General features: G+C 40.4%; 20 protein-coding genes, 1 pseudogene and 1 riboswitch. Of the genes and pseudogenes, 10 read left to right on the top strand and 11 right to left on the bottom strand.

Annotation, left to right across the window (positions count from 1 at the left end; translation table 11 throughout):
* Positions 1-7: 7 nt before the first annotated feature.
* The 10 genes and pseudogenes from metQ to R3X26_RS10180 all read left to right on the top strand — a co-directional run bounded on the left by metQ (position 8) and on the right by R3X26_RS10180 (position 8,697).
* Positions 8-817 (top strand): methionine ABC transporter substrate-binding lipoprotein MetQ, encoded by an 810-nt coding sequence (gene metQ / locus R3X26_RS10225; protein WP_317717203.1) that lies wholly within the window; start codon positions 8-10, stop codon positions 815-817.
* Positions 818-1,050: 233 nt separating this feature from the next.
* A riboswitch (TPP riboswitch) is annotated at positions 1,051-1,161 on the top strand.
* An 84-nt stretch (positions 1,162-1,245) separates the two neighbouring features.
* Positions 1,246-2,118, top strand: coding sequence for a bifunctional hydroxymethylpyrimidine kinase/phosphomethylpyrimidine kinase (thiD, locus tag R3X26_RS10220; protein ID WP_317717202.1), 873 nt, complete (start codon positions 1,246-1,248; stop codon positions 2,116-2,118).
* Positions 2,111-2,863, top strand: coding sequence for an ABC transporter ATP-binding protein (locus tag R3X26_RS10215; RefSeq protein WP_317717201.1), 753 nt, complete (start codon positions 2,111-2,113; stop codon positions 2,861-2,863). The genes thiD and R3X26_RS10215 overlap by 8 nt, the downstream gene beginning before the upstream one ends.
* 127 nt (positions 2,864-2,990) lie before the next feature.
* A pseudogene (locus R3X26_RS10210) lies at positions 2,991-3,692 on the top strand (ABC transporter permease); the annotation flags it as partial.
* 47 nt (positions 3,693-3,739) lie between these two features.
* Positions 3,740-4,702, top strand: a complete 963-nt coding sequence (locus tag R3X26_RS10205) for an ABC transporter substrate-binding protein (RefSeq protein WP_317717199.1) — start codon at positions 3,740-3,742, stop codon at positions 4,700-4,702.
* Positions 4,703-4,757: 55 nt separating this feature from the next.
* Complete coding sequence (tenA, locus tag R3X26_RS10200; RefSeq protein WP_317717198.1) at positions 4,758-5,417, top strand: thiaminase II; 660 nt, start codon at positions 4,758-4,760, stop codon at positions 5,415-5,417.
* A gap of 166 nt (positions 5,418-5,583) precedes the next feature.
* Positions 5,584-6,282: a tRNA (N6-threonylcarbamoyladenosine(37)-N6)-methyltransferase TrmO gene (gene tsaA / locus R3X26_RS10195; protein ID WP_317717197.1), complete on the top strand. Its 699-nt coding sequence runs from the start codon at positions 5,584-5,586 to the stop codon at positions 6,280-6,282.
* 64 nt (positions 6,283-6,346) lie between these two features.
* Positions 6,347-8,062, top strand: coding sequence for a proline--tRNA ligase (locus tag R3X26_RS10190; protein WP_317717196.1), 1,716 nt, complete (start codon positions 6,347-6,349; stop codon positions 8,060-8,062).
* Positions 8,063-8,299: 237 nt separating this feature from the next.
* A complete protein-coding gene (locus tag R3X26_RS10185; RefSeq protein WP_317717195.1) occupies positions 8,300-8,503 on the top strand; it encodes a YaeP family protein in 204 nt (67 codons plus the stop codon).
* A 2-nt stretch (positions 8,504-8,505) separates the two neighbouring features.
* Positions 8,506-8,697, top strand: coding sequence for a DUF4250 domain-containing protein (locus R3X26_RS10180; RefSeq protein WP_317717194.1), 192 nt, complete (start codon positions 8,506-8,508; stop codon positions 8,695-8,697).
* A 149-nt stretch (positions 8,698-8,846) separates the two neighbouring features.
* Here R3X26_RS10180 and R3X26_RS10175 read toward each other — a convergent pair whose 3' ends face one another.
* The 11 genes from R3X26_RS10175 to R3X26_RS10125 all read right to left on the bottom strand — a co-directional run bounded on the left by R3X26_RS10175 (position 8,847) and on the right by R3X26_RS10125 (position 20,628).
* Positions 8,847-9,596: a DUF2884 family protein gene (locus R3X26_RS10175; RefSeq protein ID WP_317717193.1), complete on the bottom strand. Its 750-nt coding sequence runs from the start codon at positions 9,594-9,596 to the stop codon at positions 8,847-8,849.
* A 66-nt stretch (positions 9,597-9,662) separates the two neighbouring features.
* Positions 9,663-10,145, bottom strand: coding sequence for a GreA/GreB family elongation factor (locus R3X26_RS10170; protein ID WP_317717192.1), 483 nt, complete (start codon positions 10,143-10,145; stop codon positions 9,663-9,665).
* Complete coding sequence (dinB, locus tag R3X26_RS10165) at positions 10,145-11,233, bottom strand: DNA polymerase IV (RefSeq protein ID WP_317717191.1); 1,089 nt, start codon at positions 11,231-11,233, stop codon at positions 10,145-10,147. The genes R3X26_RS10170 and dinB overlap by 1 nt, the downstream gene beginning before the upstream one ends.
* A gap of 132 nt (positions 11,234-11,365) precedes the next feature.
* A complete protein-coding gene (gene amt, locus R3X26_RS10160) occupies positions 11,366-14,404 on the bottom strand; it encodes an ammonium transporter (protein WP_317717190.1) in 3,039 nt (1,012 codons plus the stop codon).
* Positions 14,405-14,536: 132 nt separating this feature from the next.
* Positions 14,537-14,770, bottom strand: a complete 234-nt coding sequence (nqrM, locus tag R3X26_RS10155; RefSeq protein ID WP_317717189.1) for a (Na+)-NQR maturation NqrM — start codon at positions 14,768-14,770, stop codon at positions 14,537-14,539.
* Between the two features lie 20 nt (positions 14,771-14,790).
* Entirely contained in the window at positions 14,791-15,756 is a 966-nt protein-coding gene (locus R3X26_RS10150) for an FAD:protein FMN transferase (RefSeq protein ID WP_411572410.1), read from the bottom strand.
* Positions 15,757-16,122: 366 nt separating this feature from the next.
* Positions 16,123-17,349, bottom strand: coding sequence for an NADH:ubiquinone reductase (Na(+)-transporting) subunit F (gene nqrF, locus R3X26_RS10145; protein ID WP_317717188.1), 1,227 nt, complete (start codon positions 17,347-17,349; stop codon positions 16,123-16,125).
* 35 nt (positions 17,350-17,384) lie between these two features.
* Complete coding sequence (nqrE, locus tag R3X26_RS10140; protein ID WP_317717187.1) at positions 17,385-17,981, bottom strand: NADH:ubiquinone reductase (Na(+)-transporting) subunit E; 597 nt, start codon at positions 17,979-17,981, stop codon at positions 17,385-17,387.
* A gap of 7 nt (positions 17,982-17,988) precedes the next feature.
* Positions 17,989-18,603, bottom strand: a complete 615-nt coding sequence (locus R3X26_RS10135) for an NADH:ubiquinone reductase (Na(+)-transporting) subunit D (RefSeq protein ID WP_411572409.1) — start codon at positions 18,601-18,603, stop codon at positions 17,989-17,991.
* 20 nt (positions 18,604-18,623) lie between these two features.
* Positions 18,624-19,397 (bottom strand): Na(+)-translocating NADH-quinone reductase subunit C, encoded by a 774-nt coding sequence (locus R3X26_RS10130; RefSeq protein WP_317717185.1) that lies wholly within the window; start codon positions 19,395-19,397, stop codon positions 18,624-18,626.
* On the bottom strand, positions 19,387-20,628 hold the full coding sequence (locus tag R3X26_RS10125; RefSeq protein WP_317717184.1) for an NADH:ubiquinone reductase (Na(+)-transporting) subunit B: 1,242 nt from the start codon (positions 20,626-20,628) through the stop codon (positions 19,387-19,389). The genes R3X26_RS10130 and R3X26_RS10125 overlap by 11 nt, the downstream gene beginning before the upstream one ends.
* Position 20,629: the final 1 nt, after the last annotated feature.

The following is a 20,629-nucleotide window of genomic DNA, read 5'->3' as shown; positions in this document are numbered from 1 at the left end:
ATGTAACATGAAATTTAGTCTAAAAAATATCCTTATTGCCGCGACGGCAGCATCAACACTTGTCCTTGCTGGCTGTGGTGATAATGAAGTCGATGCTAACAAAATCAAAATTGGTGTAATAGCTGGTGCGGAAGCTCAAGTTGCCGAAGTTGCAGCAAAAGTAGCCAAAGAAAAATATGACCTTGACGTTGAACTTGTTACGTTTACCGATTATGTCACGCCAAACGCTGCATTAGACGATGGTTCTGTAGACATTAATGCCTTCCAACACAAGCCATATCTTGATCAACAAATTGCTGATCGTGATTACAAATTAGCAATAGCGGGTAACTCTTTTGTTTATCCAATTGCTGGCTATTCAAAACAAGTGACTTCTGTTGAACAAATTACCGATGGTGCACGTATTGCAGTACCAAATGACCCAACAAACCTCGGCCGTTCTCTACTATTACTAGAACAACAAGGCTTACTTAAACTGCGTGCAGATGTCGGTCTTTCAGGTACGGTTCGTGATATCGTAGAAAACCCTAAAAACATTACTATTGTCGAACTTGATGCCGCTCAATTACCGCGCTCACTAGATGATGTAACGCTCTCTATCATCAATACAACTTATGCAAGCAGCATCGATCTTACTCCAGAAAAAGACGGCATTTTTGTTGAAGACAAAGAGTCTCCATACGTTAACCTAATCGTCGCTCGTACTGACAATGTTGAATCTGAAAAAGTGAAAAACTTTGTTAAAGCATACCAAACTGACGAAGTATTCAACGCAGCCTCAGAAATCTTCAAAGGTGGCGTAGTAAAAGGCTGGTAAGGTTTATTATTAACGACATAGTTGTTTAATAAACTTAAACGACACGCTAACTAAGCAACACCACTCCAAAGCCGGATGAGTAAAATCATCCGGCTTTGGTATTTTTAATATTCCTTAACTATTCACCATTTCATAACCAATACCATTCAATTTCCCCGACCATTTTTTATATCAATTTTAACTTCTTTGACTTAAGGCATTGTTTTGTTACACTCTGGCGGCAAATAAAATTTAGATATTAGTCGGGGAGCTAACGGCCATAGGCCTAAGCTGAGACCATTTCGATGGGACCCGTTGAACCTGATGCAGTTAACACTGCCGTAGGGAACTAGTAGCCATACCGAAATGTTATGCTGGTATTTTCTGCTCGCATACCCACCTTCCGTTAGCGGCTGTTATTCCTATACGTGCAAGTTTAGGAATCCTATATGACAGCGAAAAATACAACGCCTATTGTTTTGACGATTGCCGGTTCAGATAGTGGCGGTGGTGCCGGTATTCAAGCAGATATCAAAGCTATTTCTGCGACTGGTAGCTATGCGTGTTCAGTTATCACTGCTCTGACCGCCCAAAATACCCAAGGCGTAAGTGGTATTTATCCGATTGATCCAGAATTTGTCGCTCAGCAACTCGATGCTGTATTTACCGATCTCAATATTCAAGCAGTAAAAATCGGCATGTTAAGTGACGTAAACGTCATCAAAACAGTGGTTACAAAACTCAAACAGTATCAACCTAAATTTTTGATTGTCGATCCGGTAATGGTGGCAACTAGTGGTGATTTATTATTAAAAAAATCAGCAATTAGCACGCTTAAATCACAATTACTTCCTTTGGCGAATATCATTACCCCTAACCTTCCAGAAGCCGCAGCCTTAACTGGAGAAGCCGTTCCCACCACAGAGCAACAAATGAATGCGCTTATCGATAAACTCAGAGCATTAAATACTGACACGGTTTTACTTAAAGGTGGCCATTTAACCAACAGCAAAAACAGCACCGATCTGTTGATCAGTAGTGATACCGTCACGGCCATCCCTGCTACAAGAATACCAACCAACAATACTCATGGTACCGGCTGCACTTTATCTTCTGCTATCGCGAGCTATCTAGCACAAGGTAACGAGCTACTGCATGCTGTAACACTAGCTAAGCATTACATAACTCAAGCAATCTTACATGCTGATAATTTACACATTGGCCAGGGTCATGGGCCTGTAGACCATTTTTTCTCGAAACACATTACGTCATCTTCGCAACAAATAACATCTGCCTTGCTACAAGGAGAGCAAAATGGATGACAACACACTCATCAACTTATCCAACATAAGCCTAAATTATAAAAATGAACAACAGCTTGTTTTTTCTGAATTGAATATGCCCATTACACAAAACCAATGGACTTGCATTTTAGGAAAAAGTGGCTGTGGCAAAACATCTTTACTGCGTTTTTTAGCAGGATTACTAGATGACCAGATTAATTGGTCCGGCACTATGCACACCAACCTTTCAGGCCATATAAGCCAACATGTCGCTTATATGGCGCAACAAGATTTGCTATTACCTTGGCTTAATGTTGTCGATAATGTCTGCCTTAGTTTTCAATTTGCTAATAGACAACTTAGCCAATCAACCAAACAAAAAGCCATCAAACTGATCGAACAAGTCGGTTTACTTGATCATATTCATCAATTTCCTGATCAACTTTCCGGTGGAATGCGTCAACGCGTTGCGCTAGCAAGAACACTCATGCAAGACAAACCATTAGTTTTAATGGACGAGCCCTTTTCAGCATTAGATGCGGTCACTCGTTATCAGCTACAAAACCTAGCCGCCCATATGCTTAAAAATAAAACCGTTCTGCTCATAACTCACGATCCACAAGAAGCCCTACGCCTAGGCGATCACATTGCTCTCATGCAAGGAAAACCAGCTTCTGCTTGCACTTTTCCAACGCCAAGTAATCCCCCACCACGAATGCTGAATGGCGAAATTGCTGCATTACAACAAAAACTGATCGAGCAATTGGAGAAAGATCATGTCTAATATGAATATTGTTACTAGTAAAATTAGTGAGAATAAAGCGAGTCAAAATCCAGCGAACGATCAGCGGCTCAAATCGGCGCAAAAAAAAAGCACGAGTAAATTAGTTCAAGCGGCAACTACTGTGTTGCTTATCTTAGGACTATGGCACTTCATTGTTGTTATTTTCAAGTTACCTTCTTTTATCTTACCCTCTCCACAAGCAGTGTTTAACACTCTAATAAAACGGTTCGATATACTGTTATTCCACAGTTGGATCACAATGCAAGAAATCCTATTGGGGTTGATTTTAGGCCTTGCAATGGGACTATTTTTTGCCCTGCAGATGTTGCTTTTTCAACCAATAAAGCGTTGGTTACTGCCGATTTTAATTGCCAGCCAGGCTATCCCTGTTTTTGCCATTGCCCCTATTTTAATGCTCTGGCTTGGCTATGGGATCGCATCTAAAATCGTCATGGCCGCGCTAATTATCTTTTTCCCAGTAACCACTTGTTGCTACGACGGTCTTCGTTCTACTCCAACAGGCTTTCTTGACTTAGCTAAAACCATGTCCGCTTCCAAATGGCAAACCTTAACCAAAATTCGCTTGCCGGCTGCACTCCCTTCTCTTGCCTCTGGTATTCGAGTGGCCGTTGTTGTCGCTCCAATAGGTGCGGTAGTGGGTGAATGGGTTGGTTCAAGTGCTGGATTAGGCTATTTGATGCTACAAGCGAACGCACGAATGATGATAGACGAAATGTTCGCTGCGCTGTTTATTTTAGCCTTGTGCTCCATTTCACTCTATTTCATTACTGACAAATTACTAAAACGAGCGATTCATTGGTCGCTTTAACTCAACCCTAGATAAAACCTAAACTTACTTATATTTAAGGAAAAAAAATGTACAGTTGCATCAAAAAAGGACTCACGGCTCTGGTACTTAGCGTTATTTCTGTTACTACTTTCGCCCAACAAAATACCACTGAAAATAAAAACATCACGCTAATGCTGGATTGGTTCGTCAACCCAAATCATGGTCCGATTGTTATTGCTCAACAACGAGATTACTTTAATGAGCAAGGGCTCAATGTGACACTCCAAGAGCCTGCCGATCCAAGTTTACCTGCTAAATTAGTCGCAGCCGGAAAAGTAGACATGGCTATTTCATACCAAACCAGTTTAACCATTGATGTGGCTGCCAAGTTACCTCTTATTAGAGCGTCGACGTTAATCTCAACCCCGCTAAATACATTAATGGTTTTAGACAACGGTAAAATAAACACCTTAGCCGACCTGAAAGGAAAAAAAGTTGGTATTGCTATCGCAGGAAACGAAGAAGCAACCATAGGTACCATGCTTAAATCAGCAGGACTTAAATTTACTGACATTGAAATTATTAACGTAGGTTGGGCCTTATCAGCCTCTCTGGCCTCCGGTAAAGTCGATGCCATTTGGGGTGGATTACGTAACTTTGAGTCCAATCAACTCGCCATCGAAGGCTATCCTTCTAAAGCATTTTATCCTGAAGAACATGGCGTGCCAACGTATGATGAATTGGTTGTCGTCGCCAACGCAGACAACTATGACGCTGATGCCATTCGACGTTTTAACAAAGCAATTGAACAAGCCACCACTTACATTGTTAACCATCCACAACAAGCATGGAAAGAATTTGTAGCTTACGCACCAGACACGTTAAACAATGAACTGAACCAACGAGCATGGAACGATACACTTACTCGATTTGATCTTCGCCCATCAGCCATTGATCTTCAACGTTACGATGAATTCAGTGCCTTTTTGTTTAAAAACAAGATCATCGCTACACAACCAAAAGCAGCTGATTTTGTGCCAACACTTTAAGTACAGCGCTCTTTCACAAGAAACATTGCAAATCAACATGGAATAAACACTCCTAATGAACTACAACGACCTAATTAATGCCTGCAAGCAAGAGTGGCAAACTTATACTGAGCATGAATTTGTTCAGCAATTGGCTCTTGGCAAACTGAATAACAGTGCCTACCTACATTATTTGAAACAAGATTTTTTGTTTCTAAAACAGTATGCACGCGCTTACGCTATGGCGATATATAAGGCCAAGACATTAAGTGAAATGCGTATGGCTCTGCCCACTGTACAAGCGTTGCTATCGACTGAAATATCCCATCACTTAACTTATTGCCAACAATGGGGGTTAAGTGAACACGACATGGAAGCCGAACCAGAAGCATTTGGCACCATCGCATACACTCGATATGTACTGGATACTGGTATGTCTGGCGACCTTGTCGACCTTTATACCGCGCTCGCTCCGTGTGCTTTAGGTTACGCCGAAATAGGTCGAAACTTACTCTCATCGACTACCAATAATAAGCAAAATAATCCGTATCAAAGTTGGATAGAACTTTACGGCGGAGAAGAATACCAATCCTCGATCAATACTGCTGGAGATTACTTAAACGAGTTGCTCGCAGATATCGCAATTGATAGTCAACGCGGTCAACAATTATGTGAGGTTTTTAAAACGGCCACTCGAATGGAAATTGCATTTTGGCAGCAAAGTCTAAACACCTAGACTGAAGCAAAAGGGACGCGATATTAAAGCGTCCCTTTTTACTTAAAAATCGTTCTAGTCCAAGCCATTTTAGGTCAAACTATTCTCACGCAAACGATAGCTAATCGCCCTCATTTGAGCGGATTTGTGATACCTTAACACCACAGACTCACTAGATAATAAGCCGATGGATCACACGATAGAACCGATTGGAGTGATACATACTCCATACAAAGAGAAGTTTGCCGTCCCAAGGCAGCCAAGATTAGCGCCTAGTGCCACTGCAAAACTCCAATTAATTGATAACGCAAACTCACCCGAGGCGATTCGAGGAATTGAACAATTCAGCCACCTTTGGTTACTGTTTCTTTTCGACCAAAATCTACAAGCAGGTTGGACTCCCACAGTTCGTCCACCGAGACTAGGTGGCAATGAGCGTATCGGTGTACTCTCCACTCGCTCACCTTTTAGGCCGAATGGCATTGGTATGTCTGCAGTTGAACTCAAACAAGTAAAGCAAACCGAAGGTCAGGTTTGGCTTGAATTAGGCAGTGTCGATCTAGTCGACGGAACACCCATTATTGATATTAAACCTTACATTCCGTATTCAGACGCTATCTTTGATGCTAACGGAGGCTTCGCACAAACCGAGCCCAAACTACTTAATGTCACCTTTTCTACTATTGCGGAGCAACAACTTCGATTTCATGCCAACAAAGAGCAAGTGCGCGCCGTTATTTACGAAGTTCTAGCACAAGATCCAAGACCCGCTTACAAGAAAAACAGTACTGATAATAAAGAATATGCAGTCAACTTATTCGATTTGAACGTTAAATTTAAGGTTAACGAGCAATTAGTGACGGTCACAGCTATAGAACGCTTTTGACAAAAGCAAATGGCTGATATCATATTCAGCTAATTTTGATAACCATGATGAACGGATACCCATAATGCGTACCAGTAAAACGCTTCTTTCAACTCTGAAGGAAACTCCAAACGACGCTGAAATCGTTAGCCACCAGCTAATGCTACGTGCAGGTATGATCCGCAAGCTAGCTTCAGGTTTATATACTTGGCTGCCTACCGGTCTGCGTGTACTGCGTAAAGTCGAAAATATTGTTCGTGAAGAAATGAACAATGCCGGTTCTGTAGAAATGATCATGCCCGTGGTTCAGCCCGCTGATTTATGGGAAGAGACCGGACGTTGGGATAAATTTGGTCCAGAATTGCTAAGAATAGCTGACCGACATAATCGTTCTTTTGTATTGGGCCCGACTCATGAAGAAGTCATCACAGATATGGTTCGTAACGAAGTGAAGTCTTATAAACAACTTCCCTTGAACCTTTTCCAAATTCAAACTAAATTCCGCGACGAAGTCAGACCTCGCTTTGGTGTCATGCGCTCGCGCGAATTCACCATGAAAGACGCCTATTCTTTCCATATCGATAAAGAAAGTTTAGTGGAAACTTACGCAGAAATGCATAAAGCTTACTGCAATGTATTCAGTCGTATGGGCTTAAATTTCCGTCCAGTTCTTGCCGACACTGGCTCTATTGGTGGTAGCGGATCACACGAGTTTCATGTATTAGCAGAAAGTGGCGAAGATCTCATCGCTTTCTCTGATGGCTCAGATTTTGCCGCCAACATTGAAAAAGCAGAGGCTCTAGCGCCAGACATAGAACTTGCTGCACCAAGCCAAGAACTGGAATTAATAGATACGCCAAATGCAAAAACAATTGCCGAGCTTGTCGAACAATTTGACTTACCAATAGAACAAACCGTTAAAACCCTGTTTGTAAAAGCATCGGATGAAATTGACGCCGATTTAGTTGCTCTATTAATTCGTGGCGATCACGAGCTAAATGAAGTAAAAGCAGAAAATTTAACCGAAGTTGCTTCGCCATTAGAATTTGCTGAAGAAGCTGAAATTCGCGCATTAATTGGCGCTGGGCCTGGTTCACTTGGTCCTGTAGGCCTCAAACTGCCATTTATCGTTGATCGTACTGTTGCCGTTATGAGTGACTTTGCTGCCGGCGCAAATGTAGACGACAAGCATTACTTTGGCATTAACTGGGGACGTGATGTCGAACTTGGACAAGTGGAAGATCTACGTAATGTTGTTGAAGGTGACCCAAGCCCTTGTGGAAAAGGCAAAATATTGCTAAAACGCGGCATCGAAGTAGGCCATATTTTCCAGCTCGGCAACAATTATTCTAAATCAATGAATGCTGGTGTACTTGGGCCTGATGGCAAAAATCAGATAATGGAAATGGGCTGTTACGGTATTGGCTGTACCCGTGTTGTCGCTGCCGCTATCGAACAAAACCATGATAAATATGGCATAATTTGGCCAGATGCGATTGCTCCTTACCAAGTGGTTATCGTACCAATGAATATGCACAAATCGGCTGCAGTGAAAGATGCAGCAGAAAAGCTCTACGCAGACTTAACTGCTCAAGGTATTGATGTACTATTTGATGACCGTAAAGAACGACCAGGAGTAATGTTTAAAGACATGGAACTGATCGGCATCCCGCATACTGTCGTTATTGGCGACCGTAGCATGGATGAAGGCAACTTCGAATATAAAAACCGACGTAGCGGTGAAAAAATCGCCGTTGCAATGGACAATATAATCGAACATATCAAAGCTCAGATGAGCTAGTTCGGCGGTTTCATAACAATGGCTAAATAATGACTAAGGGCTGCAAATTTTGCAGCCTTTTTATTGCTCACTAATTAATAAGAACCATGCATTTTCCTCATAGAAGAACAATCACGCTAGCAGACGAACGACAAAAAATGTCCCCACAATTCATATCAAATCACTGCAACCTTTGTCATCTGTTGTGCTGCTGTGTATATTGTTAAGCATGAAAATTAATATGAAATTTGGATAAAAATGAAAATATACGATTGTTGCGATCTGGTTCGCGAACTGTATGCTCAAATCGGTAGCGGTGACCAAGGTTATATCCCACAAGCGATTACTTGCGCACTTAAAACCCTTAATGATATTGCGGCAGACGAATCAATGCCTAAAGAAGCAAGAGAAAGGGCGGCTTTTGCCGCAGCTAACCTACTTATTTCAGACTTCGAGGATTAATTATGGATCTATCAAAATTTGAAAGCATGGACACTATTATGTTAATGAGCATCATCAATTTAAAACTGCGAGATGACTTTGATGGCGATTTGGATGAACTCGTAAAATTCTTTGATATTAGTCGTGAAAAATTAGAAACAAAACTTGCTACCGCGGGATTCGAATTTTTACCTGAAGCAAAACAATTCAGGTAAAAAATAATCACACTATCAGACCAAAGGTAAGAAATTCACACTTTGCGTACTTAAAACGAAAAAGGAACCGTATATACTTTAAAGAGTCACTTCAAACTATACGGCTCCGTTTTGATTTGACGTAAATACGATTCAAACTCAATTAAAAATCATATTAGAAACACTTGATAATCTTTCAGTTCAGGAATTTTTTCATGCAGCATTTGTTCTTCTTCTGCTACTTTCTCTAAATCTCCACAATACTGAGTTGCATCTTGTTGTATCGTTTTAGATTCTGCCTCTAATTTCGTTCTAAGACTGGCTTGCAGCTCACCTAATTTATCTTTTAGTTCAGTCAGATTTAAACCATCTTCTGCTTTCATTTGCTCAGATATGGCGTTAAACGCACTTGAAAAGAATTCAGAATTAAAGGTTTCTCTTGCGGCCGAAAAATCTTGTCTCCAATTACTTATTGCATCACTAAAAGCTGCTTCTTGAAGCACAAATTGGTCGTCTTTTTGATAACGTTGTTCAATGCTATTAAAAAATTCTTCTAACGCTTGTTTCACATTGTTAAATGCTTCGGAATTATTAAAACTCTGTGCAAGATCGTCTAATGTATTTTGCGCTAAAGTTAGCCCATCCCGAGCGATATCTACCACTTTCGGGACGTATGTATTCATATTTTGTCTATAACTTTCAACCGCTTGCTGCTGCATTGTATTTAAATCCAGCTTTTCGCCATTGATATAAACATTATTATCTTGATCAATTACCACTTTAGACGTGTCTTTTTGCACTATCTCTACTTTTTGACCATCTAAATGAACTTCATTTTTTATGTCGACACTACACTGTTCGATTGCATGGGCATTCAAACTAAAACAGAACAAGAGAGCTAATCCTACTTTTTTCATCATTTTCTCGACTCCTTTAATCAGCTCATTAACATAACAAAAAACTATTATTATCAGGTCAATATTAGGTCAGGTTATACTTATTATTTCATAACCGACTTGTTTTCCCGCTATTTTTAATACGACCTCATCCCCTACTCGTTGGCCTAACATAGCTTTGCCTAAAGGAGCTTCAGGGGTAATAATCGTCACTTGTTGGTTTTGATAGGTAACATTAATCCCACCAGCACAAGGTCCCATAAAAAAAAGATTCTCTTGATCATTCTCATCTATCAATTGAATAATAGCCGTTAAACCAACCGCTGACATTAGATCAAACGACACTGTGGACAACGCTTTAAAACGCTGAATATCTGCTTCGCATTCTTGTACTCTACGAGCTTGTCCATGAGCAAGATAAGCCGCCTCCAGTGCTAAGGTATCATATTTGTTTTCCGGTACGGTCTCTTCATTGGTTGCCGCTTCTATTGCACTCTGGGTAGCACTAATAGCAACTTGATGTATGGCTTCGAGCTTTTTAATAATGACATCAATGAGTGATTGTTTATCCACTATAATTCCAAACTTAGCTGTTTTGTTTGTTCTTCTGGCCTTAACATCACATTTAGCCCGAGAAGTCGTATTTCTCGACCATTTTGCCGTTGCATAATTTCTTGTAGTAATTGTTTAAAATAGTCCAACTCAAGTTGATTATGCACATGCTCAATGGTCGTCTGCTGAAAATCGGCAAACTTCAGTTTTATACCCTGCTTAGTGATTTCACCAGTAGGCGTAACTTTCCGTACTCTTTGTTCTAATTCGGGATAAAGTTTATTTTCAATAAGGTCCCAACACTGTTGATAACTTTTAATATTTCTCGTGAAAGTCCGCTCGACGCCAACTGATTTTCTTTCCCTTTCCGGCTCGACCATTCGATTATCGATACCATGGCTTCGATTCCACAATGAAGCACCGAGTTTACCAAAAGTGAGTAACAACTGCCGATAATCGCTATTTTTAATATCTTCGCAAATGAAAAAACCGGCTTGGTGAAGTTTTTCTAAGCTGACTTTTCCAACCCCGGGAATTTTCTCTAGAGGTAACTTATCAACCACATTCTGTACATCTTCTGGTGGAATAACAAACTGACCATTTGGCTTATTCATATCGGAAGCCACTTTGGCTAAAAACTTCAACGGCGCAACCCCTGCCGATGCCGTTAAATACAGTTCATCCCAAATATCCGAACGAATAGCTTGTGCAATCAGCGTTGCAGAACCACGCAGCATTGTACAATCTGTAACATCTAAATAAGCTTCATCCAGAGATAAAGGCTCAATCAAAGTAGTATATCGGGCAAAAATTGAATGGATAGTTTGAGAAACCTGCTTATAGACTGACATTCGTCCAGGCACAACCGTGAGGTGCGGACAGAGCTTTAAGGCCTGTCCAGTGGGCATAGCGGAACGCACGCCAAATTTTCTTGCTTCATAGTTACAAGCACTGATCACTCCACGCTGCCTCTCATTGCCACCCACGGCTAAGGCAACGTCTTTAAACTCAGGGAAATCACGCATTTCTACTGCGGCATAAAAACAATCCATATCAATGTGGATTATTTTTCTCTGTTTAACCGCAGGAGTAACATCAATTTTTGGCATAGCAACTAACAATAAAATCTGTATAAAAACACAGTATAACGTACTTTCAACCAAAAACATCGTGTGATATTAATATGTCGAAAATAGAGCATCAAAACATACTCTATTTAGTCACTCTGTTGCTATAACACTTTACAGCACAGATTTCTCTATCTGTTCAGCGGGCATAGGTTTAAAGAAGTGGTACCCTTGAAATAGATCACAACCACTTTCGACCAAAAACGCTAATTGCTCACTATATTCAACGCCTTCAGCCACTGTTGATAATTCCAAGTTTTGAGCCAAACTGATAATGGCAGTGCAAATTTTGGCATCTTCTTTTACGGTATGGCACTCATCAACAAAAGACTTATCTATTTTTATAACATCAATCGGTAAGCGTTTAAGATAGTTGAGGGATGAATAACCGGTACCAAAATCATCCACTGATATTGAAATTCCTAACTTTTTCAATTGTGAAAGGACTTTAATGCAATGGTTTATATCCGAGACTAAGACCCACTCAGTGATCTCAACTTCAACTAACTCTCCCGGAATTGAATATTTATCTAACATATCAACTAAGTACGGAATAAAGTCAGGTGAAATTAAATGTTTACCAGAAATATTAATAGAAACAGGAACAACGTTAAGTTGTTTACTTCGCCAAGTATTCAATTGGCTAAATACCAATTCAATAACTCGTTCACCTAATGAAATAATTAAATTTGATTCTTCTGCAACTGGGATAAAGTCGGTAGGGGAAATAAATCCATCGTCTTTATGCACCCAGCGACATAAAGCTTCCAAGCCAATCACTCGTCCGCACTTTTCCACTTTTGGTTGATAGACTAAGAAAAAACGATCTGAATAAATATCATCTTTTAAATCTTGTTCAAACCTAAAATTACGATTGGCGTTTTGCGCCATTTTCGTTTCAAAAAATTGATAGTTATCTCGACCTTTTAACTTGGCTTGATACATTGCAATGTCAGCATACTGAATCACTTTGTTAGCATCTACATCCGCATCATCATCCATAACTAAATGAACGCCAATACTCGTTGGAATATTTAATGACTTACCTTCTATATCGACAGGTTCTCGCATTACCGACAGTATTTCTTCTGCTTTACGGCACACCACCATTTTATTCAAGTTGCCGCGCATCAGAATGATAAATTCATCGCCTCCCCAACGGGTTATTACGTCACTTTCTCTGGTAACGGTGGTTAAACGATTAGCCACTTCACAGAGCAATAGATCGCCAGCTTTATGTCCCAAAGTGTCGTTTATGCGCTTAAATTTGTCCAAATCTAAGAAAAATATTGCTACCGTTTCATCTTGAAGCGTAATTTCTCGCAACGCCTTAGTCATATTGTCGATTAAATAAGCTCGGTTATATAAGCCTGTTAATGAGTCACTATAGGCAAGATTTTTTAGTCTATCTTCAAGTTTGGTTTGTCGAGTTACGTCTCGAATATTCAAAACATACTCACCGAGCGTATTGTTAATTAAATGAGAAAAAGTAATCGATATTTCGGCTGGAAAAACTGCCCCGTTATAACGCATTAAATTAAGACGATTGCGCCGGTTTAACAATAATCCTTCGGAATTTGCAAAGCCATCTTTTAAACTATTCTCTACATACAAACGAGCATCAATAGGCACAAATAAGTCGATAAACTGCGAATTTTTTACTCTTTGCTTGCTGGTATCAAATGTTCTTTCCGCTGCTGGATTAAATTCTAATATCCGCCCTTTAATATCCAGAGTTACAATACAATCCATTGACGAGTCTAAAATGGCACTTTTCCGCCTTTCACTGGACTGAAAGTTTCTTATCGCCCCATCTCTCGCAGAAATTTCTGTTTGGACTTTTTGGATCACTTGGTTGTATTCACGCGCTACCAACCCAACTTCAGTAAAAGAATGCTCCGGAACTAAATCTGAGAAATCTCCTTTCTCTTTTTGTTTAGCCATTGATACCAGAAGATCTTTAAGTTCCGTAGCCGCGTTATGTTCAGATACATTAAGTCCGTCTTCTTCGGCTTGTTTAGACACTCGTAAAGGAACAAATTTATTCAATATTGAGAGCAATACATAACTAATTGATACCGACCAAAATACGATGGATCCAATACCAATAACTTGGGCTAATACCTGTTCACTGCGGGTGTTTCCAGTAGCTAGAATATCTAAATCACCAAACAGACCTACCGCCAATACCCCCCAAATACCAGCAAACAAATGAGCAGGAACCACGCCTAACGCATCATCTATTTTTAGTTTCTCCATCCAAGACTCACCAAAAACAATGATCATTCCGGAAATGATTCCGACGAACATTGCTTCTAATGAAGTCAAAGCATGGCAACCCGCGGTGATACCAACCAATCCTCCAATAATGCCATTTAGCAATACGGTAACATCAACAAATTTATGATAAGAATAGTAGATAGCAGAGGCACAAATACCGCCCCATGCTGCTGAAATACAGGTATTTAATAGCACTACTGGTACTTGTTGATTGAAGATTAAACTACTTCCACCATTAAATCCGAACCAACCAAACCAAAGTAACAATGTACCTAATGCAGATAATGGTAGATTGCTACCTTGCGGCAAAGTGATGTTTTTTTGGAACCGTCCTATTCGAGGACCAATAATGATAACAGCAACCAAAGCGACACAACCACCTACACCATGAACGATCATAGAACCGGCAAAGTCGACAAAACCTAATTGCTCTAACCAACCTATATTGCCAGGGTTGAACGCACTCGCCCATGCCCAATGGCCAACAATAGGATAGATGAACCCACTAAGAATTGCAGCGGCTAGCAAGTAGCCTTTAAATGACATGCGTTCAGAAACTGCTCCCGAGACAATAGTGGTTGCCGTACCACAAAACATTAATTGAAATAGGAAGAAGCTAATATTCCAAGGAGAGCTTGCTGAATCAAAAACAAATTCAGAAACGCCAACTAATCCGAACATTGACTGACCGAACATAAGCGCAAAGCCAAATGTCCAAAAAATCACAACGGAGATGACAAAATCAAAAATGTTTTTTGCCGCGACATTTATACTGTTTTTACTGCGTATACGCCCACTTTCCAAACATAAAAAGCCTGCTTGCATCATAAAAACCAGAAGAGCACTGACGATCAGCCAGAAGTAATCATCCATAACCGTTGTATTTTATTATAAGAATGCGCATTACTTAAATGTAACACTGGGTAATATAAATAGATAGCGAACAGATATCCAACTATCCAATTCATTCGTATTAGCTATGTGTTCTAGCCGATCACTTACTATTTATAGCAGTCGGTTTTTTTCCCATTCTGCCATTTTTTTTGCTCTCGCGGCTTCCTTAGCTTCGCGTTTTTTTCTGGCGTCGCAGGGTTCTGGGCAATTACAGACTTTGTCTATTCCAACCGCATCCAGTCCGCCACAGCTTCCTGCCACCGATTTTTTTTGAAAAATATAACCAATCGCCATTGCTGCGATGACAACGAGAAAAACAGCAAACGTTATCAAAAAAGTTTCCACTGTATCACCTTATTTCTGATTTATTTTCGCAAATACTGAGCAAATGCGTCTGAGTAAACTTCTTTAAAGCCGTTATCGGTTTTCACTACCATGAATACAGCGAAATTGTTCTCATTGGCAATTCTCATACCTTCTTTATCTCCCAGAACCATCAAACCAGTGGCCAACCCATCAGCAGTCATGCACGAGGGGTGCAATGCGGTCACGGACACCACTTTATGATCAATCGGCTTACCTGTTTCTGGATTAATGATATGCGAATATCGAACCCCATCTCGTTCAAAATAGTTTCTATAATCACCAGAAGTCGCTAATGCCATGTCCCCCGGCGAAATAATTTCTTGAACGGATCTCTCATTAACGTCTGGCTTTTCGATGGCTATTCGCCATCCAACATTATCATGATTGTTACCTTTAAGACGCATCTCACCGCCAATTTCAACCATGTAATCTATAATTCCTACCGATTCAATGTAGTCGGCAACAACGTCTACTCCCCACCCTTTTGCTATAGTGGATAAATCAACATATAAGTTAGGGATATCTTTCTTCAAGTTGTTATCTTGAACAGTAAGATGTTGAATACCTACATTTGCTCTGCGTACCGCCAACTCTTCATCAGTTGGTACAACATCTGGTCTCGCCTCTGGGCCGAAACCCCACAAATTAACTAATGGCCCCACTGTGACATCTAACGCGCCCAGAGTTAATTCATTTAGACGTATTGCTTCTTTGGTTACCAACGCTGTTTCTGCTGATACAGGGAAGAAATTCGCTTCTTTATACTGGTTAAATCGACTCAATTCTGACGTTTTGCGGTAAGTCGACATTTGGTCATTGACTTGTTCTAGTAACCGATCAATTTCCTTTTTTAATGATTCTTTAGATGGAACCTTGTCACCATTGATAAACTTGATGTTATAAGTTGTTCCCATTGTTGGTCCACTAAGGTGTATTTGTTCTCTAGTTTCACTACAACCAACCATTACAAATATAGAACCGATCAACAGGAGTAAAAATTTCATCTGATTGAACATTTTTACAGAGCTAGGCTGCATTGCCTTCTCCTTATAATTTAGAAAATGGGATTTTGAGAGGCAATAGTATATAACTATTTTTGGCAAAGGTCGCATCACTAAAAACAACTTAGACAATATATCTACTGAAAAATAGCCAACAAGTTGTTAAGCAAGCAATTGATTAATTACGAAGTATCAGATAAACAAAACACCATTACATGGACGATAAATGAATCAATAGCCGAGAGGAGGTTTATTTAAAGTTTGCTCTAAAAAATAAAAAAAATGGCTGACTCAATTGAGTCAGCCATTATTTATCATTAAAACTAAAACTTATCCACCGAAGTCATCAAGCAAGATGTTTTCATCTTCAACACCTAAGTCTTTCAACATGCCAATAACTGCTGCATTCATCATTGGAGGCCCACACATGTAATATTCACAATCTTCTGGGGCATCGTGATCTTTCAAATAGTTCTCATATATCACGTTGTGAATAAAGCCGGTATAACCATCCCAATTATCTTCTTCTAATGGATCAGAAAGGGCAACATGCCATTCAAAGTTCTCGTTTTCATCGGCAAGCTTGTCGAAATCTTCAATGTAGAACATTTCGCGCTTAGAACGAGCACCATACCAATAGGTCATCTTACGTTTAGATTTTAAGCGTAAGAGTTGGTCGAAGATATGCGAACGCATAGGAGCCATACCTGCACCACCACCAATAAAGACCATTTCGTTGTCAGTATCTTTAGCAAAAAACTCACCAAATGGACCGGAAATAGTACATTTATCCCCAGGTTTTAATGACCAGATATACGAAGACATAATACCTGGCGGTACATCAGGGTTGTTTGGCGGAGGCGTTGCGATACGTACGTTAAGTTTGATCAGCCCTTCCTCTTCAGGATAGGAAGCCATTGAATAAGCACGAATTGAATGCTCTTTAACAATAGACTCATAACGGAACAGATTAAACTTATCCCAATCGCCACGATATTCTTCCGGCACATCAAAATCAGAGTATTTAATATGATGCGGTTCTGCTTCAATCTGAATATAACCACCAGCACGGAATGGAACTTCTTCACCTTCTGGGATCTTAAGAACCAATTCTTTGATAAAGGTTGCTTCGTTGTCATTAGAAAGAACTTCACATTCCCACTTTTTAACCCCAAAGATTTCTTCAGGTAGCTCAATATCCATATCGGTTTTAATCGCTACCTGACAAGCTAAACGCTCGCCTTCACGTGCTTCACCTTTAGATATATGATCCAGTTCGGTAGGAAGAATGTCGCCACCACCAGACTTGATTTTAACTCGGCATTGGCCACATGAACCACCGCCACCACAAGCTGAAGATACAAAGATGCCACTGCCTGCCATTGCGCTTAAAAGCTTATCCCCCGGAGAGGTAACGAAACTTTTCTCAGGATCGCCATTTACGGTAATGGTAACATCACCTGATGGTACTAACTTCGATTTAGCCATTAAAATGATTAAAACGAGTGCAAGTACGATCACGGTAAACATCACTACACCAAGAATAATGCTTTGCATTTACTATTCCTTATTAATTGTGTCGTTTACCCGACTTACAGTTGAACACCAGAGAAAGACATAAAGCCTAACGCCATTAAGCCAGCACTAATAAAAGTAATACCCAAGCCGCGCAGACCCGGAGGCACGTCTGAATACTTCATTTTTTCACGAATACCTGCCAATGCCACAATAGCCAACATCCAACCGATACCCGAACCAAAGCCATATACAACTGACTCAGCAAAATTATATTCACGTTGAACCATAAACGACACGCCACCAAAGATGGCACAGTTCACTGTAATAAGAGGTAAGAAGATACCTAACGCGTTATACAAAGGTGGGAAGAAGCGGTCTAATACCATTTCTAATATTTGTACCAACGCAGCAATAACACCGATAAAGGTAATAAAGTTAAGGAAGCTTAAATCCACACCTTCCACAAGCGCGCTTTCTTTTAGAACTAGGTTATAGAGCAAGTTATTTGCTGGTACCGCAATGGTAAGCACAACAACAACAGCGACACCCAAACCAAAAGAGGTCTTAACTTTCTTAGATACCGCCAAAAAGGTACACATACCCAAGAAGAACGAAAGTGCTAAGTTCTCGATAAAGATCGAACGAACAAGCAAACTAATATAATGTTCCATTACGATCTTACTCCTTCGATTCTATTTGTTCTGGTTTTATGGTTCGGATGATCCAAATCATAAAGCCAATCAAGAAGAACGCCGATGGTGCTAACAGCATCATACCATTTGGTTGATACCAACCACCTTCAGATATAAGAGGAAGCACCTCCATACCAAAAAGCTTACCAGAACCAAATAATTCGCGGAAAAAACCGACCGTAATAAGAACAAAGCCGTAACCAAGACCGTTACCTAAACCATCAATAAAAGAAGGAATAGGATTCGATTTCATCGCATAAGCTTCTGCTCGGCCCATTACAATACAGTTTGTAATGATCAAACCAACGAAAACTGAAAGCTGCTTTGAAATATCATACAAGTAAGCTTTAAGAATTTGGTCTACTACGATAACCAAAGAAGCGATAATAGCCATCTGAACGATGATACGTACACTATTTGGAATATGGTTGCGAATTAGCGAGACAAAAAAGTTTGAGAACGCTGTAACAAACATTACCGCTATCGTCATTACAAATGCCGTTTCAAGTTTAGTTGTAACTGCAAGTGCCGAACACACACCAAGAACCTGAAGGGCTATTGGGTTATTGTCCATGACAGGAGCGAAAAGATTCGATTTCATCTCTTTAACATCAATAGACATTATTTCAGACCTCCATCGCGTACATTAGTTAAGAAAGGACCAAAGCCCATATCACCTAACCAAAAATCAAATGTATTCTGAACACCATTTGACGTTAAAGTTGCACCGGAAAGACCATCAACTCCGTGAACACTTCCTTCAGGAGCGCCACCTTTGACAATCTTAATTGCTGGTTGACTATTTTCATCAAATAGTTCTTTACCAACAAATTGGTTACGCCAGCGTGGGTTTTCTACTTCACCACCAAGCCCTGGTGTTTCACCTTGCTCGTAGTAAGTAATACCTGCAACCGTGTTACCATCAGTTTCCACTGCGATAAATGCGTACATCATAGACCAAAGACCATTACCATGTATTGGCAAAATAACTCTGGAAAATTCGTCACCATCTTTAACTAAGTACACAACGCCAGTATTTGCTCGACGCATAATTTTGGCTTTGTCTTCATCTGCTGTTAGCTTAGTCGATTGCGCAGGATCTTTTGCAGCTTGACGTTGATCGTATAGAGCAGCATCTTCACCATTTACAAATTCACCAGAACTAAAATCCACCAAACGAGGTTCAATATATTGAGCAAAAAGTTCAGGGATTGAGCCTTCTTTACCGTCTAAGCCTGCAACAGCTACGATGTTCTTTTGTTTATCAAGAAGCGCGTTAGCTTGTTGTTTGTCGCGTAAGAATACCGCTGCAGCAGAAACAACTACTGAGCAAACCAAACTTATTGCGATAACAACAAACAGCGTTTTCTTAATGCTATCGTTATTACTTGCCATAGCGTGCTTGCCTCCGCTTAACGTTTTTCTCGATGACAAAATAATCGAATAAAGGTGCAAACAAGTTAGCGAATAAGATAGCCAACATCATCCCTTCTGGGTACGCTGGGTTGACTACGCGAACAAGTACACACATCAAGCCGATAAGAATGCCGTAAGCCCATTTACCTTTTGAGGTGAATGAAGCTGAAACTGGATCTGTTGCCATGAAGAACATACCAAATGCAAAGCCACCAAGAACAAGGTGCCAATGCCAAGGCATAGCAAACATAGGGTTAGTATCAGAGCCAATCACGTTAAATAGAAACGATGTGGCAATCATGCCAATCATCACTCCCGCAATAATACGCCATGAAGCGATGCCCATATACACAATCAATGCTGCACCGATCAATAATGCTAAGGTTGATACCTCACCGATAGAACCAGGGATATTACCTAAGAAGGCATTCATCCACGAGATAGGCTCACCAGTAACATTATGTATTAGCGCACCTGAACCGCCATGTGCCCATTGGCTTAATGCTGTTGCACCTGAAAAACCGTCAGCGGCTGTCCATACTGCATCACCTGAAATTTGAGCAGGATAAGCAAAAAATAGGAAAGCACGACCAGCAAGCGCTGGGTTCAAGAAGTTACGACCTGTACCGCCAAAGATTTCTTTCGCGACAACTACACCAAAGGTAATACCCATTGCTGCTTGCCAAAGTGGCAAGGTTGGCGGAACAATCAAGGCAAACAAAATAGAAGTAACAAAGAAACCTTCGTTTACCTCATGTTTGCGTACAACACAGAAAAGTACTTCCCAAAAACCACCTACCGCAAACACCACCGCGTAAATAGGTAAGAAATAGGACGCACCAAGCAGCATTTTAGTCAGCCACCCTGCATCGGGACCAAGACTCCCTGCAATCGCTTCTGTAAACCAGTAGTGCCAATTCCCAGAAATAACTTCTGCTAATTGAGCGCCTTCATACATATGGTTAAGCGCAATAAGCGCCTGATGCCCAGAATTATACATCCCCCAAAACATTGCAGGGAATACCGCAAACCAAACCATAATCATGATACGTTTTAGATCAACACTATCACGGACATGAGAACTACGTTGGGTTACTAGACCTGGAGTATAAAAAAGTGTCGCAGCAGCTTCATAAAGCGGGTACCACTTTTCATATTTACCGCCCGCATCAAAATGCGGTTCGATATCCTCAATAAACTTTTTAAGCATG

Source organism: Vibrio sp. TH_r3, from assembly GCF_033101115.1.
Classification (GTDB): domain Bacteria; phylum Pseudomonadota; class Gammaproteobacteria; order Enterobacterales; family Vibrionaceae; genus Vibrio.
Note: the sequence above shows the minus strand (reverse complement) of the source record. Positions and strands in the feature narration are given on the sequence as shown.

Excerpts from the sequence above, each read along its gene's own strand:
- tenA (WP_317717198.1), top strand. The coding sequence starts at position 4,758 with ATGAACTACAACGACCTAATTAATGCCTGCAAGCAAGAGTGGCAAACT.
- R3X26_RS10205 (WP_317717199.1), top strand. The coding sequence starts at position 3,740 with ATGTACAGTTGCATCAAAAAAGGACTCACGGCTCTGGTACTTAGCGTT.
- R3X26_RS10130 (WP_317717185.1), bottom strand. The coding sequence starts at position 19,397 with ATGGCAAGTAATAACGATAGCATTAAGAAAACGCTGTTTGTTGTTATC.
- R3X26_RS10150 (WP_411572410.1), bottom strand. The coding sequence starts at position 15,756 with ATGGTTGGTTGTAGTGAAACTAGAGAACAAATACACCTTAGTGGACCA.
- nqrF (WP_317717188.1), bottom strand. The coding sequence starts at position 17,349 with ATGCAAAGCATTATTCTTGGTGTAGTGATGTTTACCGTGATCGTACTT.
- R3X26_RS10125 (WP_317717184.1), bottom strand. The coding sequence starts at position 20,628 with ATGCTTAAAAAGTTTATTGAGGATATCGAACCGCATTTTGATGCGGGC.
- amt (WP_317717190.1), bottom strand. The coding sequence starts at position 14,404 with ATGGATGATTACTTCTGGCTGATCGTCAGTGCTCTTCTGGTTTTTATG.
- R3X26_RS10135 (WP_411572409.1), bottom strand. The coding sequence starts at position 18,603 with ATGAAATCGAATCTTTTCGCTCCTGTCATGGACAATAACCCAATAGCC.
- R3X26_RS10215 (WP_317717201.1), top strand. The coding sequence starts at position 2,111 with ATGGATGACAACACACTCATCAACTTATCCAACATAAGCCTAAATTAT.
- metQ (WP_317717203.1), top strand. The coding sequence starts at position 8 with ATGAAATTTAGTCTAAAAAATATCCTTATTGCCGCGACGGCAGCATCA.
- R3X26_RS10190 (WP_317717196.1), top strand. The coding sequence starts at position 6,347 with ATGCGTACCAGTAAAACGCTTCTTTCAACTCTGAAGGAAACTCCAAAC.
- dinB (WP_317717191.1), bottom strand. The coding sequence starts at position 11,233 with ATGCCAAAAATTGATGTTACTCCTGCGGTTAAACAGAGAAAAATAATC.
- nqrE (WP_317717187.1), bottom strand. The coding sequence starts at position 17,981 with ATGGAACATTATATTAGTTTGCTTGTTCGTTCGATCTTTATCGAGAAC.
- R3X26_RS10175 (WP_317717193.1), bottom strand. The coding sequence starts at position 9,596 with ATGATGAAAAAAGTAGGATTAGCTCTCTTGTTCTGTTTTAGTTTGAAT.
- tsaA (WP_317717197.1), top strand. The coding sequence starts at position 5,584 with ATGGATCACACGATAGAACCGATTGGAGTGATACATACTCCATACAAA.
- R3X26_RS10185 (WP_317717195.1), top strand. The coding sequence starts at position 8,300 with ATGAAAATATACGATTGTTGCGATCTGGTTCGCGAACTGTATGCTCAA.
- R3X26_RS10180 (WP_317717194.1), top strand. The coding sequence starts at position 8,506 with ATGGATCTATCAAAATTTGAAAGCATGGACACTATTATGTTAATGAGC.
- thiD (WP_317717202.1), top strand. The coding sequence starts at position 1,246 with ATGACAGCGAAAAATACAACGCCTATTGTTTTGACGATTGCCGGTTCA.